The 15,436-nt window shown below is 40.9% G+C and carries 16 protein-coding genes; 5 read left to right on the forward strand and 11 right to left on the reverse strand.

Annotation, left to right across the window (positions count from 1 at the left end; all coding sequences use genetic code 11):
• Positions 1 to 12: 12 nt before the first annotated feature.
• A complete protein-coding gene (locus LCL89_RS03745; protein WP_224807796.1) occupies positions 13 to 1,536 on the reverse strand; it encodes an ABC transporter permease/substrate-binding protein in 1,524 nt (507 codons plus the stop codon).
• Positions 1,533 to 2,597, reverse strand: a complete 1,065-nt coding sequence (locus LCL89_RS03750) for an ABC transporter ATP-binding protein (RefSeq protein ID WP_224807798.1) — start codon at positions 2,595 to 2,597, stop codon at positions 1,533 to 1,535. The genes LCL89_RS03745 and LCL89_RS03750 overlap by 4 nt, the downstream gene beginning before the upstream one ends.
• A gap of 337 nt (positions 2,598 to 2,934) precedes the next feature.
• Between LCL89_RS03750 and plsY the strand changes: the two genes are divergently transcribed.
• The 4 genes from plsY (at position 2,935) to LCL89_RS03770 (ending at position 5,394) form a co-directional block, all read left to right on the forward strand.
• A complete protein-coding gene (gene plsY / locus LCL89_RS03755; protein ID WP_224807800.1) occupies positions 2,935 to 3,516 on the forward strand; it encodes a glycerol-3-phosphate 1-O-acyltransferase PlsY in 582 nt (193 codons plus the stop codon).
• A gap of 309 nt (positions 3,517 to 3,825) precedes the next feature.
• A complete protein-coding gene (folE2, locus tag LCL89_RS03760; protein ID WP_224807802.1) occupies positions 3,826 to 4,758 on the forward strand; it encodes a GTP cyclohydrolase FolE2 in 933 nt (310 codons plus the stop codon).
• An 8-nt stretch (positions 4,759 to 4,766) separates the two neighbouring features.
• Complete coding sequence (yidD, locus tag LCL89_RS03765) at positions 4,767 to 4,994, forward strand: membrane protein insertion efficiency factor YidD (protein WP_224807804.1); 228 nt, start codon at positions 4,767 to 4,769, stop codon at positions 4,992 to 4,994.
• 109 nt (positions 4,995 to 5,103) lie between these two features.
• A complete protein-coding gene (locus LCL89_RS03770; RefSeq protein ID WP_197316039.1) occupies positions 5,104 to 5,394 on the forward strand; it encodes a HesB/YadR/YfhF family protein in 291 nt (96 codons plus the stop codon).
• Positions 5,395 to 5,617: 223 nt separating this feature from the next.
• Here LCL89_RS03770 and LCL89_RS03775 read toward each other — a convergent pair whose 3' ends face one another.
• The 5 genes from LCL89_RS03775 to LCL89_RS03795 all read right to left on the reverse strand — a co-directional run bounded on the left by LCL89_RS03775 (position 5,618) and on the right by LCL89_RS03795 (position 12,010).
• Positions 5,618 to 6,154: a hypothetical protein gene (locus tag LCL89_RS03775; RefSeq protein WP_224807806.1), complete on the reverse strand. Its 537-nt coding sequence runs from the start codon at positions 6,152 to 6,154 to the stop codon at positions 5,618 to 5,620.
• Between the two features lie 12 nt (positions 6,155 to 6,166).
• Entirely contained in the window at positions 6,167 to 7,795 is a 1,629-nt protein-coding gene (locus tag LCL89_RS03780; RefSeq protein ID WP_224807808.1) for a sodium:solute symporter, read from the reverse strand.
• A gap of 20 nt (positions 7,796 to 7,815) precedes the next feature.
• The gene (locus LCL89_RS03785; RefSeq protein ID WP_224807810.1) at positions 7,816 to 8,946 is read right to left on the reverse strand and encodes a glycerate kinase; all 1,131 of its coding nucleotides are present in this window, start codon (positions 8,944 to 8,946) and stop codon (positions 7,816 to 7,818) included.
• A 2-nt stretch (positions 8,947 to 8,948) separates the two neighbouring features.
• Positions 8,949 to 10,679 carry an alpha-amylase family glycosyl hydrolase gene (locus tag LCL89_RS03790; protein ID WP_224807812.1) on the reverse strand — a complete coding sequence of 577 codons (1,731 nt, stop codon included), beginning with the start codon at positions 10,677 to 10,679 and terminating at the stop codon, positions 8,949 to 8,951.
• 128 nt (positions 10,680 to 10,807) lie between these two features.
• Positions 10,808 to 12,010, reverse strand: a complete 1,203-nt coding sequence (locus tag LCL89_RS03795) for a CdaR family transcriptional regulator (RefSeq protein WP_224807813.1) — start codon at positions 12,008 to 12,010, stop codon at positions 10,808 to 10,810.
• 181 nt (positions 12,011 to 12,191) lie between these two features.
• Between LCL89_RS03795 and LCL89_RS03800 the strand changes: the two genes are divergently transcribed.
• Positions 12,192 to 12,305, forward strand: a complete 114-nt coding sequence (locus tag LCL89_RS03800; RefSeq protein ID WP_197316034.1) for a YjcZ family sporulation protein — start codon at positions 12,192 to 12,194, stop codon at positions 12,303 to 12,305.
• A 200-nt stretch (positions 12,306 to 12,505) separates the two neighbouring features.
• Here the strand turns inward: LCL89_RS03800 and LCL89_RS03805 are convergent, their stop codons facing one another.
• The 4 genes from LCL89_RS03805 to LCL89_RS03820 form a co-directional block, all read right to left on the reverse strand.
• Positions 12,506 to 12,763, reverse strand: a complete 258-nt coding sequence (locus LCL89_RS03805) for a stage VI sporulation protein F (protein ID WP_224807814.1) — start codon at positions 12,761 to 12,763, stop codon at positions 12,506 to 12,508.
• A gap of 349 nt (positions 12,764 to 13,112) precedes the next feature.
• Positions 13,113 to 13,502: an RDD family protein gene (locus LCL89_RS03810; protein WP_224807815.1), complete on the reverse strand. Its 390-nt coding sequence runs from the start codon at positions 13,500 to 13,502 to the stop codon at positions 13,113 to 13,115.
• A gap of 560 nt (positions 13,503 to 14,062) precedes the next feature.
• The gene (locus tag LCL89_RS03815; RefSeq protein ID WP_224807816.1) at positions 14,063 to 14,497 is read right to left on the reverse strand and encodes a hypothetical protein; all 435 of its coding nucleotides are present in this window, start codon (positions 14,495 to 14,497) and stop codon (positions 14,063 to 14,065) included.
• 11 nt (positions 14,498 to 14,508) lie between these two features.
• Entirely contained in the window at positions 14,509 to 14,841 is a 333-nt protein-coding gene (locus tag LCL89_RS03820) for a hypothetical protein (RefSeq protein ID WP_224807817.1), read from the reverse strand.
• Positions 14,842 to 15,436: the final 595 nt, after the last annotated feature.

Genomic DNA, 15,436 nt, shown 5'->3' on the forward strand with positions numbered 1-15,436 from the left:
CGTTACAACCTCCTATTCTTCTATCAAACCTTCACTAATCAAATAATCATGAGCCACATCTTCAGGATCTGCATCTTCAAAGCTTACTTTATAATTCATTTCACGCATCTGATCCCCGGTGATTTTACCACCAAGCTTATTCAGTACGTCCAATTCAGGATAACGATCCAATGTTTCCTGTCTCATCAGAGGTGCTCCTTGATAAGGAGGGAAAAGGTTCTTCGGATCTTCGAGCACTTTCAAATTCAAGTCAACCATGTATCCGGCTGTTGCGTAAGCATCAATGATGTCAACATCACCCGATTCAATAGCTCCCTGTCTCAAACCAGGATCCATCGTCTCCACATCACCAAGATTCAAGTTATACAACTCTTTCATACCTTGGTACCCATCTTTACGGTCGTTGAACTCCAATGTGAATCCGGCTGTGATTTGGTCTTCGACTTTTTTAAGGTCTCCGATCGTCTCCAAGCCATAACGTTCAGCAAGCTCCTGAGTCGTGGCTACCGCATAGGTATTATTGAATTTCATCGGCTCTAAAAAGGCCATGTCGTATTGTTGGGCCATTCCTTTTTTGGCTTGCTGATAAACTTCATCAGGGTTGTTGCTCACGGCTTGTTCATTCATCAATGTAACAATTGCCGTCCCTGTAAATTCAGGGTAGATGTCGATACTGCCTTCCTCAAGAGCGCTGAAAACAAGATCCGTTTTCCCAAGATTAGGCTTCAACCCTACATTGATATCCGTTTCCTCTTCAATCAAAAGTTTGTACATATTAATTAGTATGGCAGGTTCAGAACCTAACTTTGCACCAATCACGATATCTTTTCTGTCTTCACCTGCAAAAGCCAGTGGTCCTACAGCTATTAAAGCTGCCACAACTAAAAGGCTCACGAGTGATCGGAACCCTGACTTCGCTGAAGTCCGTTCAAAAAGGCGGAGGATGAAGTCCAAAATGATAGCTAACAATGCTGCGGGAATTGCACCTAATAAAATCAGGTTAATGTCCCCGCCACGGTCCAAACCAAGAAGAATCAAATCTCCCAGACCACCCGCTCCGATTAAAGCTGCAATTGTGGTCGTTCCCACAATCAAGACCATTGAAGTACGTATTCCCGCCATGATGACAGGCATCGCCAGTGGCAGTTCAATTTTTGAAAGACGGCGGAAGGAACTCATTCCCATCCCGGTCGCGGCTTCTTTCAGTGCTGGATCCACTTCTTTGATTCCGGTGTAGGCATTCCGCAGAATCGGTAAAAGTCCGTAAGCGGTCAATGCAATAATGGCAGGCGTCTGGCCGATACCGAAAAACGGAATCAAAAAAGCCAGTACAGCCAAGCTTGGAATCGTCTGCAGAATAGCCGTCACTCCTATGATGGGCTCCGCAACTCTTTGATATCGGGTCAATAAAAGTCCGAGAGGGACAGAGATCAGCGTCGCAATGACAAGAGCGATAATGGAGATTTGTAGGTGCTCCCAAATCTTCTCTACTAGAACATCTTGTCTTTTAGCAAAAACCTCTATAAATGTGTTCATGGCTGCACCACCCCGTTTTCTTTAGAATGTTCTTTGAGGTAGAGCACGATATCCTTATGAGAAAGGGTTCCTATCAATTGGTCACCCTTTTTTACAGGAAGAAGTTGATAATCGTTTTGTTCGAAAACCTCAGTTGCTTCTCTTAACGTCATGCCATTATCCAGAGCAGGCAGATCGACTTTGTCTCCATTACTAAAGCCAGTAAGATATTTTCCTTTATCATCTTTGACGACATGTGTGCCTTGTGACGGCACATGTCCGGATTCCAGCTGTTCTTGAGTAAATAATTTGCTGCTCGTTTGATCCATGATGACATCCACCGCTGTCTGCCATGGAGTTTTACGGCTTCCGATAAAGTCTCTTACAAAGTCGTTCGCAGGTTGTAAGATGAGGTTTTGAGGGGTATCGAGCTGAACGATTTCTCCTTCTTTCATTAGACAGACACGATCTCCAAGAGCCATGGCTTCATCCATATCATGCGTTACAAAGACGATGGTTTTTTGGATTTCCTGCTGTAATTGTCGAATATCTTTCTGTAACTGCTCACGACTGATCGGATCCAAAGCACTGAATGGCTCGTCCATTAAAATGATATCAGGGTCAGCAGCCAATGCTCTGATGACTCCTACCCTTTGCTGCTGTCCTCCCGAGAGTTCGCTCGGTTTTCTTTTTCGGTGCTTTTGAGCATCGAGGCCGACCATATCCATCAATTCATCGATTCGATTGGATAGATCTTTTTTCTTCCATTTCTTCATTTCAGGTACGACTGAAATATTTTCTTCAATTGTCATATGGGGAAATAAAGCAATTTCCTGTAATACATAACCGATATTCCATCGTAACTCGTGGATATTATAATCGCGGATGTCTTTATTATGTATTTTGATCGTCCCTTCGGACGGCTTGATAAGACGATTGATCATTTTCATCGTCGTCGTTTTTCCGCAACCACTCGGACCGATGAGAGTGAGCAACTCGCCTTCCTGCACTTCCAGGTTGATGTTTTTCAAGGCTGTAGTCCCATCTGGATACGTTTTGGTTACGTCGTTGAACGTAATCATGATTTTCCCCCTTTAATCTTACAAACCAAATTCTTTAATACATTACCAGATTTCCACAATTCGAAACATTTTGCAAAAGATATGGTTCTCTTTCCGCCTCAACACCGACAAATCTTATCTGTAATTAAATAGGCTTACACAGGAAGGAAGAGCAAATTAGTATTTACTCTTGTCACCAGGTCATAAATTGGTATAATAAATAGTTGTTGTGTATTGTCAAATTGAATCATAGATTTTAACGAAATTTTCATAGACTGTACATCCTATCAGATACGATGAGTTCTATCATTTAACTACTCATGATAAAATAGAAGAAAGACGTAAGGAGTTGAATAACGTGGAGTATGCCTTATATATTATCCTCGCTTACCTGTTAGGGTCGATTCCTTCAGGGCTGATCGTTGGAAAACTAGGATATGGCATCGATATAAGAGAGCATGGAAGCGGAAACCTCGGTGGAACGAATACGTTCCGTGTTTTAGGTAAAAAAGCCGGGTTCATCGTGACCATCGCTGATATCCTGAAAGGTACGTTAGCTGCCGCACTTCCTTACTTCTTAGGTGCAGATGTCATTGCGTTGATTGTCGGTATCTTTGCTGTCGTCGGCCATATGTATCCTGTATTTGCAAGGTTCAAAGGTGGTAAAGCTGTGGCCACTTCAGGTGGAGTCATTCTCGGGGTCAATCCACTTGTTTTTCTTATTCTGATTTTATCCTTTTTCATCATTTTATATCTGAGCAAATATGTCTCCCTTTCTTCGATGTTGACGGGGATTGTCGGAATCATTGCAACAGTGATTTTTAAAGATTACGGGTTGACGGTATTAATTTCACTCTTTACTTTGTTTGTCATATACCGCCACCGTTCGAACATCAAACGGATCATGAACAAAACGGAACCAAAGATCACCTGGATGTAAGGGAGAAGCCTGTGTTCGTTCACATAGGCTTCTTTTTTGAATGAAATTGCTAACAAGCCAGAACAAAATCCCCCACCCAATTAAATATGAAAAGAGCTTTTTTATTAAAAACAAACTTCTTTCCATTAATGTGTCTGGTTTAAACCAAAACTAAAGAATAATCCAGTCTATGGATAATAAAAAGCACAAAAGACAATCTAAGACTACCTTCACTAAATATCGACACATTCGAATGTGCATAAAGCTGTATAATTGTCGATACATAATGTATACTTTGACGTAGAAAAAGGCCTGAAAGGAGTCCTTGATATGAACAAAACTGAACTCACACAAAATAAACAGCTGCCTTCAAAAGAAGAGCGACACAAATTATTCGGCTCTGTCAAACCAGGTCCCCGGACGAAACCGGTTGATAAAGCAGACATGGCTGATTTACAGAATTCAAAAAAAGACTTTCTTTTTGATATAGATATGGTCGGGATTTCCAATGTGAAACACCCGATTCGTATCCCGAGCAGTATGACACCTGAGATCCAGACGACCATCGGTACGTTCTCCTTCGGTTCTTCTATTGCCAAAGGTAGTAAAGGCACGAATATGAGCCGTTTCACCGAGCAGTTGGACAAGTATCACAATGAAGGTTTTGCGGTTGATATCGAAACCATGAAAGGTTTCACTGAAGAACTAGCCGGGCGTTTGAAACAAAAAAATTCAGAAGTAGAAGTATCTTTCCCTTGGTTCTTCGAGCGGAAAGGACCATATTCTGATCTTGCCGGCATGAACCACGCGGATGCTACGATTCGTGTCGAATATGAGGAAGAAACCGGCCACGATGTTACCGTTACCCTTACAGGGACCATTACCACCCTTTGCCCATGTTCAAAAGAAATCAGTGAATACAGTGCTCATAATCAACGGGGTAATGTAACGATGGAAGTTAAATTGACGGATGATTTCAATGAACAGGAAATCGACTGGAAAGCTGCTCTTCTTGAAGCTGCGGAGAGTAACGCCAGTGCCCGCATCCATCCAGTGCTGAAACGTCCAGATGAAAAAATGGTCACAGAACAAGCGTACGAAAACCCGCGTTTCGTCGAAGACATTGTACGCCTTGTAGCTGCAGATTTATATGAATATGACTTTGTCGAGTCATTCAAAGTCAGCTGCAGGAATGAAGAGTCCATCCACCTGCATGATGCTGTAGCCACGTTGAGTTACGATAAAAAAGAAGAAAGTAAATAAGTGTCATCATGAAACACATCATGATCTGGATCATCCAGTTTTACAGAAAAGGGATCAGCCCTTTCTTCCCGCCCTCCTGCAGGTTTCAACCGACTTGTTCTGAGTATGGATTGGAAGCCTTCAGGCGGTTCGGATTTTTCAAGGGGCTGTATCTGACCATTAAGCGGATATTAAAATGCCAGCCTTTTCATAAGGGCGGTTTCGATCCTGTCCCTGAAAAACGGAAAAACTCATAAAGAAATCCCAGACGAATGACGTCGGGGATTTCTTTCTATTATGTTTACATCTCCTGAACATGAGGAATCAAAAGAATAGACAGCAACCGTATGAATAGGAGCTGATAAAATGGATTTGACAGTAACCGAACAAGCAGCACAATGGTACGAAGAAGAATTGGAAATCAATAAAGAAACACATTTACGCTTTTATGTCCGATACGGGGGCGTCGGAGGATTGCAGCCTGGATTTTCATTAGCGATCAAACTTGAAGAACCAGCAGAACCAGTTGCGCAGACAACGGTCGGTAAAATCACCTTCTTCGTGGAAGAAGATGATGAATGGTATTTCGATAACCATTCGTTGAAGGTTGAATTTGATGAAAAGTGGAAAGAACCCGCATTCAATTACAATGAATAGAATCTTGAAGAACTTCCTGACAGGAAGTTCTTTTCTTTTAACCTCACCTGCTTAAATCCAATAATAAAAAGCTCACCTTCAATGTAAAACTCATCCTCTCTCTAGTGCCCATCAAAAGAAAAATGGAATTCCACCCTTTTCCCTTGTAATATACTCTAAGAAATCGAATGAAATAAAAGAAGGAAACGCACTTTCGTACGTTTCCTTTTTTCTTACATCTTCTTTATGCACCGGCCTCTTTCAAGTAGGTGAAAATCGTGTCTTTGATGGGAAAATCCACTTTGCCATTCAGAGCGTCAACAGCTATGATGTCGTATTGCTGCTTCCGATCCTTCGTGTAACCGATCCAATAAGGTACATGCACCAGCCACTGGTCTTGGATCACGACTTTAATTTTATGTCGTTTCTTTTCCTTTGAAAAAAGTTCCCAGTAGATTGCACTTTCGGCGTGCTTTTCACTCAATATTTTAGAAGCGCTAGGGAACGTGGTTTCTCCTGCCTGCTGTACCGGGTACTCCATCGGCAAAATCGCTTTGATATGATTGACCGGATCAATTGCAATTCTACCTTCCATCCCTTCCGTGACAGAATGGGCTTCAGCATAGTAATCGAAGCACCAGAAGGGGATATACATTTTTTCGACAGACACAAGGGTTTTATTCCTTTTAAGTCTTCTCAACCATTTTGACTGAACATGGGTGTTCATTTTTGAAATGGCCTCTTTTCGGTTCAACTCAGCCTGTAAATAGTGACTGCTCATTGTTCCACCTACCTACATATTTTGTAGCCAAAGCAAGAAAGCGATGACACCGAAGAAGTAAAGAACGAGATAAAGGGGCCATTTTTTGGTCTTTTTCTCAATCAGTGATTCATCTTCCACAGAAACAGCAGCTTCTGCTCTTGCCGATAAGCTTTCTTGAAGTTCTGCGTCATTTCTATGTATAGTCAATCCTTCCACCTTTTCAGAAGCTGGAGCCTCCGTAAATCTGCTGACTAGAATACCAAAGCCAATGGCAACCACTGCTCCCACTAAATTGTTATACAACCACGATACTTCAGCGAACGCTGTTACCGCCCAAACAGAAGCCATGCCAGCAATAACGCCTATGAAGGCTCCTGTTCCATTCACCCGTCGAGTGAAAATGGCAAGGATGAAGACACCTAAGAGAGCGCCGTAAAAATAGGATCCGACCTTATTGACCGCCTCGATCACCGGACCTAAATTGCCGGCGAAGAAAGCGAAAATCGTTGCGTAAATTCCCCAGAATACCGTCGCATATCGTGATGCCTTCAGGTAATGTTCCTCAGAGGCATTTTTTCTGTAAAACTTACTGTAAAAATCCCGGATCGTCACGGCTGAAAGAGAGTTGAGTGCAGAATCCAGACTGGACATCGCTGCTGCGAAAACTCCAGCGATAATCAATCCTGATATCCCGATTGGCAGTTCATTGACGACAAATCTAGGGAATAATTCGTTTAAGTTGTTGATATTCGGATCTCCCGCATATTGATAGTAAATGTACAAAAGAACACCGATCAGCAAGAATAAAAGCATTTGAGGGATCATCAATACCCCACTCAAAACTAAAGATAACTTACTTTCGCGGATCGATTTACTCGTCAGGACACGCTGGATTTGACTTTGATCCGTTCCAAAGTACGCGGCATGAAGGAAGAATCCTCCGATGACACCAGCCCAAATACTATATTCCACGGACAAATCAATAGAAAAGTCGATGGAGTTCAACATCCCGGTTTGTGAAGCCGTATTCAACACTTCCGTCCATCCTCCAGGGACATCTTGGAAAATGATAAACACACTCAAGCCTGCTCCGATCCATAGGACGAACATTTGAATGACGTCGGTCCAGATGACTGCACTGATTCCACCGAGAACAGTGTAGGAAACCGCGATGACCGCCATGAGAATGATCGTTATGCTGACATCCATTCCCGTAACGACCGATAGAACAAGCGCCGGAGCGTATAAAACGACTCCCGTAGCCAAACCACGAGCAATTAAAAATAATGCTGCAGTCAAAGTCCTCGTCTTCACGTCAAATCTCCGCTCTAAATACTCATAAGCGGTGTAGACTTCGGTTTTATAAAAGAATGGAACAATGGTAGCGATCAAAAATGCCATGGCCAGCGGTACATTGACAAAGGTGACCATCCTCGTCAAGCCGCCTTCATATCCCCATCCCGGGGCACCGATGAAGGTGATGGCACTGGCCTGGGTCGCCATGACAGAAAGTCCGATCGCCCACCAAGGAATGCTTCTTCCACCTAAGAAATAATCTTTCGTCGATTTTTGCTTTTTCCCGAACATGGCACCGATCGCAGCAGTACCCAGTACATAAACGATAAAGATGATGTAGTCGATCACTGTAAAGCTACTCATCTACTCCACTCCTCTCCAGGTTACATGTGATAAACTTCCATAAAGCGATGACTAGCTTTTTTACACAATTCCTTCCCTCTACTCATAGCTTCTTCCAGACTCATCGGCTCATCTACGATCGGCAGGATGACATTCAAGCCTTCAGACTTCGCTGCATGCAAGTCCCCTTCAACTTTCCCAGTCAAGGCTATACAGGGTACCCCGGCCTCTTTCGCCATTTGAGCTATACCAACGGGAACTTTCCCATAAAGCGATTGACTGTCCATCTTCCCTTCACCTGTGATGACCAGATCGGCATCGGCAAGGTGACCTTTGAGATCACTCCATTCAGCGATCAGCCGGAACCCACTCTCTACTTCAGGTTGATCCAACAAGCTGAAGAGGGTAAACCCGAATCCTCCTGCCGCACCACTTCCGTTTATATGACGACATTTTTTTGTAGTGTGATCTTCTACTACAGAAGCATATTGAGTCATCTTCTGTTCAAAGACAGGCAGCTGTTCTTGTGTAACGCCTTTTTGCGGCCCGAAAACCGCCACGGCACCCTTTTCTCCTAATAATGGATTAGTCACGTCAGATGCAATGGTCCACTCCACTTCATTCATTCTCGGATGCATAGAATCAGTTTCAATTTTTGACACTGAGGATAATGAATCCCCACACATGTCAAGCTTCTCCCTTTCTTCATTCAGGAAATGGACCCCTAACGCTTGGAAGCATCCTGTTCCTGCATCGACTGTCGCACTTCCACCGAGACCTAAGATGATTTTTTCTGCTCCTCGCTCCAAAGCATCCGCAATCAACTGTCCCGTTCCGTAGGTGCTGGTTTCCATAGGATTCAGCTCCTGGGTATCTAGTAAAGGTAATCCGGAAGCCGCAGCTGTTTCTACTACAGCTGTTTTTGTATGGTTGATCCATCCATAGGAAGCCGTTATCTCACGGCCTAAAGGATCAAACACTTCTTTTTCAATCCGTGTTCCACCCAAAATCGATAAAAGCGCATCCACCGTACCTTCTCCGCCATCAGCCATCGGAATCGTTTTGACAGTCATATCTGGATCATAAAACTGCAGACCTTTTTTGATTGATGCTGCGGCTTCTGTGCTTGACATGGAACCTTTGAACGAATCAGGAGCGACTATCACTTTCATTTTTATGCCTCCTTCAGCCACATCACTTGATATGGAGCAAGCTCTATGTTTGAACTTTGCAAGGAGATGGTGGATTCTGTTATCAGGTCATGGACATTTTCAACACCAACCGCTTTTTGGACAGCCTCCGTATCTACATCGACTTGCTGGTCCGACACGTTGACGAGTACAGTGATCGTCTCACCAGATTTTTCGTTGCTTCGAATCACAGAAAATACACGATCATCAAGGAAAAGCACTTCCTGCTCTGCGTTCGGATGGAAGGCTGACTCTTGTGTACGTTTCTCGATACGGTTTAAATACGTATCAAAAATCATTGAACGCAGGCTTCCATCTTCATCCAACTCACTTTCAAGTCGGTCACGGTTCAATTTTTCCCGGTTGATGGAACGATATCGCCCTGTCTCATCCACTCCTTCCTGATCATTCAATGACCCAAGCAGACTATGGATATAAATCCCCGGAACACCTTTAACAGAAAGAAGGATCATTTGCGCAGCGAGGAAGCGAGCTACATTCTGGTCTGTCTCATCTTCTGGTTTTGATAATGCACTCAAGTAATTGACATTCAATTCATAAGGACTCTGGGTTCCATCGCCGTTATCTTTATAGGACACATACCCGTGATTGTCTTTGACTTGATCGACCATTTTCTGCACTTCTTCTTCTGTCAAAATTCCTTCTACCGGCCGAAGACCTATGCCGTCATGGGAAGCAAGGAAGTTGAAAAACGTCGTATGGTCGCTTGTAGGTTCTAATGAATCGGCCCACTCAGATAAGTGCTTGGCATTTCCGGACATAAATGCATTCAGCGTCAATGGAGGAAGAGGGAACTGATAAACCATATGCGCTTCGTTCGTTCCATCTCCGAAATAGCTGATGTTGTCTTTATGCGGCACATTCGTTTCTGTAATGATGATCGTTCCAGGAGAAATCTCTTCAAGGACATCTCTCATCACCTGGACGATTCGATGGGTTTCTTCCAAATGGATGCTGGATGTATTCAAACGCTTCCATAAAAAGCCGATGGCATCGAGGCGCAAATATCTTGCTCCGTGCTTGACGTACTGGACTAAGATATCCAGGACTTCCATAAAGAGTTTCTCACTCTCATAATTCAAGTCGATCTGGTCTTCACTGAACGTCGTCCATACATATTTTGTACCTTGTGCATGCTCGACTTTTGTCAGAAGAGGCAGGGCACGCGGGCGGACGATCGAACTGTAATCTTCATCTGGATCTGCTTCGACGAAGTAGTCCTGGTAGTCTGGATCCCCTTCCAAATAGTTTAAGAACCAGTCACTTTTACTGGAAATATGGTTGATGACCGCATCAAACATTAAATCGAATTGTTCGGACAACTCGTGGACATCCTCCCAGTTTCCGACTTCCGGATTGACTTTCAAGTAGTCCTGCACGGAAAATCCGTCATCGGATGTGAATGGATAGAAAGGCAGAATGTGAACAGAATTGATCGTGTCCCCTACGCGCTCTTTAAGAAAGGAATTCAACGTCTGTAGAGGATTCTTTTCCTCGCTCTTGATCGTATCCCCATAAGTGATTAACATAACATCTTTCTCATCAACCCACTGTTTGGATTTTGGTTTCGTTTTTCCCTTATACGATTCAATCAAGTGTTGAACGGACTCGAAAATCCGCCTTCCTTTTTCTTCACCGTAAACAAACTCAAGGTTGTTTATAATTTTGTTCATTTTTTCTTTATTGAAGTTCATATTAAATTCTCCTTTTTGGGTGTTAACGCTATCATAGGAAATTATTTTACAAATTACTATAGTACAGAAACTAAATAGATAGGGTTTATCATCATTATATTTTGTTCTCCATAACAAAAAGACATCGATCACGATGTCTTTTTGTTGATTCTATTAAAACTGACAGCCACCTGCAAAAGTGTGGAATCCTTGATATCACGAGGGTCATAGCCTGTCAGTTCTGCAATTTTCTTTAATCGGTATTGTAAGGTATTTTTATGAATGTGCATCATTTGTGCAGCTTCAGTGACAGACCCTCGACATTGGAAAAATACCTTCATCGTTTCAAGACTATCGGGAATTTTCATCAACTGATCAGGCTTCAAGATACGTTCAACGAAATCTTGTCTGACAGAAGCAGGCAGGTCATACATAAACGATTCAACCCCTAAATCATCAAAAAAGGATAGGTTTTGATCATGGTCGGAAGCATACTGGAGTGAACGTTCAGCTTCCTCCAGTGATTTCCACATATCTTCAGGGTTCGTACAGAGTCCGCCAATTCCCATGACGATTTTCTGCCGGTATGTAAAATCAAGAGCTTCCTTAATTCTACTTAACCTGAATAGAATTTTGTTTTTCTGCTTCTCTTTTTCATCTTCAGGATTGATTGAAAGGAGCAGGATATACCTGGAGCTGCCATCTGGAATGAGAAGGTGTTCGTGTCGTTCTGGGAAATGCTGAGTGATCAAGTGTTCAATGTCTCTCCGATATCGCTGTAAATGGACTTCTTCCTTCATATCAACCTCAGCATTTTCCATTCTTTCATACCAATACTCCTGAAATCCAGCGAGTTCCAAAACGACGGCCGCGCGTGGTTTATGAATATTGATCCCAAACATCCAGCCTCTCGTAGCCAGAAGTTTTTCATCCTCATACTTTTGGTGAACCCACTCAGTGATGAACGTTTCCCGCGCCTGCTTCTCCAATTCCACCTGGTCATCCAAGTAAGCTTCCTTTATCAAAATCTCTGTCATTTTCTTGAGCAGTTCTCCGAGCTGATTCACCTCTGAAGGTTTGCCGGTAATACCGATCACGCCGACAACTTGATGATTCAACCGGACGGGAAGGTTGATTCCTGGTTTGGCTCCTTCATACTCCTCCCCGGTTGATATGATGACTTTATTTTCAGTCCGGAGTACTTCTCGAGCACCTTCATGAAAATCACCGATTCTCTCAAAATCCATACTCGCTATGATTTTCGCATTATGATCCATAAAATTGATATTCTGCTTTGTAATCGCCTGCGTTTCCTGAACGATTGATTGTGCGACTTGCTGTGAGATGTGCATAACTGATGTCTCTCCATTCTTCTATTACATTTCCGACTCTCCTTTCTCTATCTTACCATTTTTCACTATGACTCTCTCCCTATTGGACAACTACACAAACATGAGTGTATCGGATACATAAGATAGGTATAGAGAGGTTGTGTCTTTCAACCTCCTTACTTCGTAGAGAGGGGGAAATCTCATGGGATACGGATATGGAGGATTCGGTGGTTATGGTTACCGTGGTAACCAATTTGTGTTGATCGTCGTTCTATTCATTCTTCTGATTATCGTTGGAGCGGCTATCGTCAACTAAAAAAAAGAAACCTCCCCTTTATTAAGGAGAGGTTTTTCCATATTTGCAGTTCTTATTGAAAATAAAATTTCTCTGATGTATGACAGAATGGAATAATTATTCTCCTTTATTAATAGTTGACCTATTGATATTTTCTTTAAGTATCTGTCATAACCCCTTCATTAAAATAGGCCCCCTGATTAAGGTGGCCTATTCTTCATTTATTTTTTCTTTTTGGTCATTTTCTCGAGATCTGCGAGATCTTTAGGTACTTTTCCGGTTATGATAGCTTTGACGAGCATTTCTTCTTTTTCTTTAGAGACAGGCTTATTGGCGAGTTTGGACACTTTTTTTATGACGTTCCTTACTGTTTTTTCATCTTTGAAGTTGGCACCATTCAAAGATTGAGCAAGTTTCATCACTTCTTCCATTTTTACACCTGTCTTTTTTTCCAGATTACCGAACATTTTGGAAAACATCGTTTTCTCTCCCTTGTTATGAAACTATAAATAGCTTATGGAGAGAAAAGAAAAGCGTATATGCATCCGCCCTGTTCGGACATTAAAAAAGCTGACTTTCTTTTGAAAGCCAGTTTTATCACCCCTATTTACGGAGAATTCCGATAGATGGAACCAATTGTGCATTGTATAGGGTCCGGGAACGGGGCTGTGCGGCCGGAGTTTTGATCTATGCCCATCAGTATCTGTTCAAAAATTTCGAAGCGTCAACCTTCCGCCTACCAATTAAGCTTGTTTTGAGTGAAAACCCAGATTCATTACAAAGTAAAAATCTAATCTTTTTTTTTCGAATAAAGTGTCTGCATTCAAACTAGTTATTAATCGGAAACTTATCTACATAAGTTCCACTGGCAAGGTCACCTAACCTTTTCCTATCAGAACTTATTAACATTACTATAATTTCAATAAACCATATTGCTAGAAAAAGGTTTCTAAAGAAATATTTAATTGTATTAAGCTTTTTTGTTTTGGAATACACTTTTAGTCCCATAATGCGCTTTCCCAGACTTCTTCCTTTAAGTATATCTTTACACAAATACAAAATTACTATTGCTAGTGTAAAAACTATCCCTAGATATAAGTTGTTATTTAATCTATCTAACCCTATAAATGCAATAGACAATAACATAACCAACATTAAACCGACAAAATCAATAATATAGGCTAATATCCTTAAACCTAAAACGTTATTTTGTTTCATTTTTAAAACCCCCCATAAAATCAGTGCTTGACCCCTGCTTCGATAAAGCGTTAACGTAACGGGGGGCCATTTAGTGATGCTTCCCTTTAATTTTTAACATGAGGTGCTATGCACCATTTATCAAGAAAACCAATCGTCATTCTCATGTTTTATATTATAAACAACCACTATTACGAAAATGCTTATAATAAACAGAAGCATAAGAATAAAACTCCCTATCTGCAAGTAATTTTGCAGAGGGTCTTCTAGAAAAGGAGAGATGATATTCGATATTGAAGCAATATTCAATACTATTAAAAAATAAATGTAGTATCGTTTTGATTCTGGCTTTTTCCATATCATATAAGAAAAGGAACCATTAAAAATAAAGAATCCTAATATCCCCCAGATGTATAACGGAATACTGTTCATATTTTTTTCTCCTCTCTTATTCTAACAAACCATATATACAATCACTGTATCTCTTTTCCAAGAGCTCCTTTTTGTGATCCATTTGCAGCACCTATATATTGAGAGACAAAAATAATAAATCGTTTAATATTAAAGTTCAAAATTGATAATTACTTAACTGACTCATGTACTTTAATATTCTTTGAACGCTCTTTAATTTCATTTATCAAAGTTGAATCTCGAAAATCATGCAACCATATAATTTCATTTTTATTATTTTTCAACAAATAGTTAGAAAATAATTTACTTTTACTTCTTGTTAAATATCTAACTTCATCCCATTCCCATATAATCGGCTTTTTGAAAGGTAATGGATAAAAAACAAAATAATCAGTTGTAATTTCCACTTTTTGGAATTTGTTAAGGATTATCGCAAAAAATGCTAGGGTGAATAAAATAACGAGAGACCCTAGTATTACCATTACTATCAAATCCACGAAGTTTTTATGGTCAAAATATGCTGCCAAAAAACTTGATGTCACAATGATTATGATGACTAGAAATTTAAGAGCAAGGATTTTTGAAGTGTAAAATTTTAAGTTCATTCTAATTTCTCCTATTTCACTAAAAAGTCCCACTTTTTATACAGGCTTGTTTGATATCTAGATATTTGATAACCTACATAGTCTGAGTCTTCTAGACCACCTACGAATCCTACGACAGAACCTATTCCAGGGAACAATGCTGTTCCTCCAATAGTTGCCCCTGATGTAATTAAAGACCCCGACACTCCACTGGCTACAGCACCTCCAACAATAATTCCAGATTTACCAATTTTTTGTCCGGTTGATAAATTATCGTTGCGCAAAGATTTATCTATGTCGGCCAAACCCAGCACAGAACTTCCCCATGTTCCCAAAAATTTTAAATGTTTTAAAGGATTCGCCATGAACTTATATAGTTATCCTTTTCGTTTGTCCAAATCCTCTTCAACAACTTTTTCGGAAGCACCACCACCAACAGCTGCTGCACCATCTTTCCTAATATCAGAATATCAGTGCCTGACCCCCGCTTCGATAAAGCGTTAACGTAATGTGGGTCAGGCACTTTTTTCTAATGAAATAATCTTTTATTTGGCTTTTATTGTTTAAAAATTTTCACTCTTCTTAGGTGGCAAAAAGTAAATACATAAACTTATTACAACAAATCCAATTGCTACTATATGGTTATAAATGGGTATTTCGGGTATTTTAAAATAACTAATAATAAATAGAAATATAAACAATACTACGCCACCAGTTATTCTCCATGGGAGAATAAGATGAGAATAAAAATATAACGAAGAGAGTAAGGAAAAACATAGCGCTCCAAATGTTGAGAATAATTAATCATTCTGCAGAAAAAATACCATTAAAAACAAGTTACTTCCAATAATTATTAAATATAAGAGATGCTTTATATATTTCAACAGTTTCCACCATCCTACCATCCTAGTTTTCTAAAGGCTAAATTTTTCAGCTCACTTATACCAGTGGAAGCGGCCC

The organism is Halobacillus yeomjeoni, assembly GCF_020171525.1.
Lineage (GTDB): Bacteria > Bacillota > Bacilli > Bacillales > Halobacillaceae > Halobacillus > Halobacillus yeomjeoni.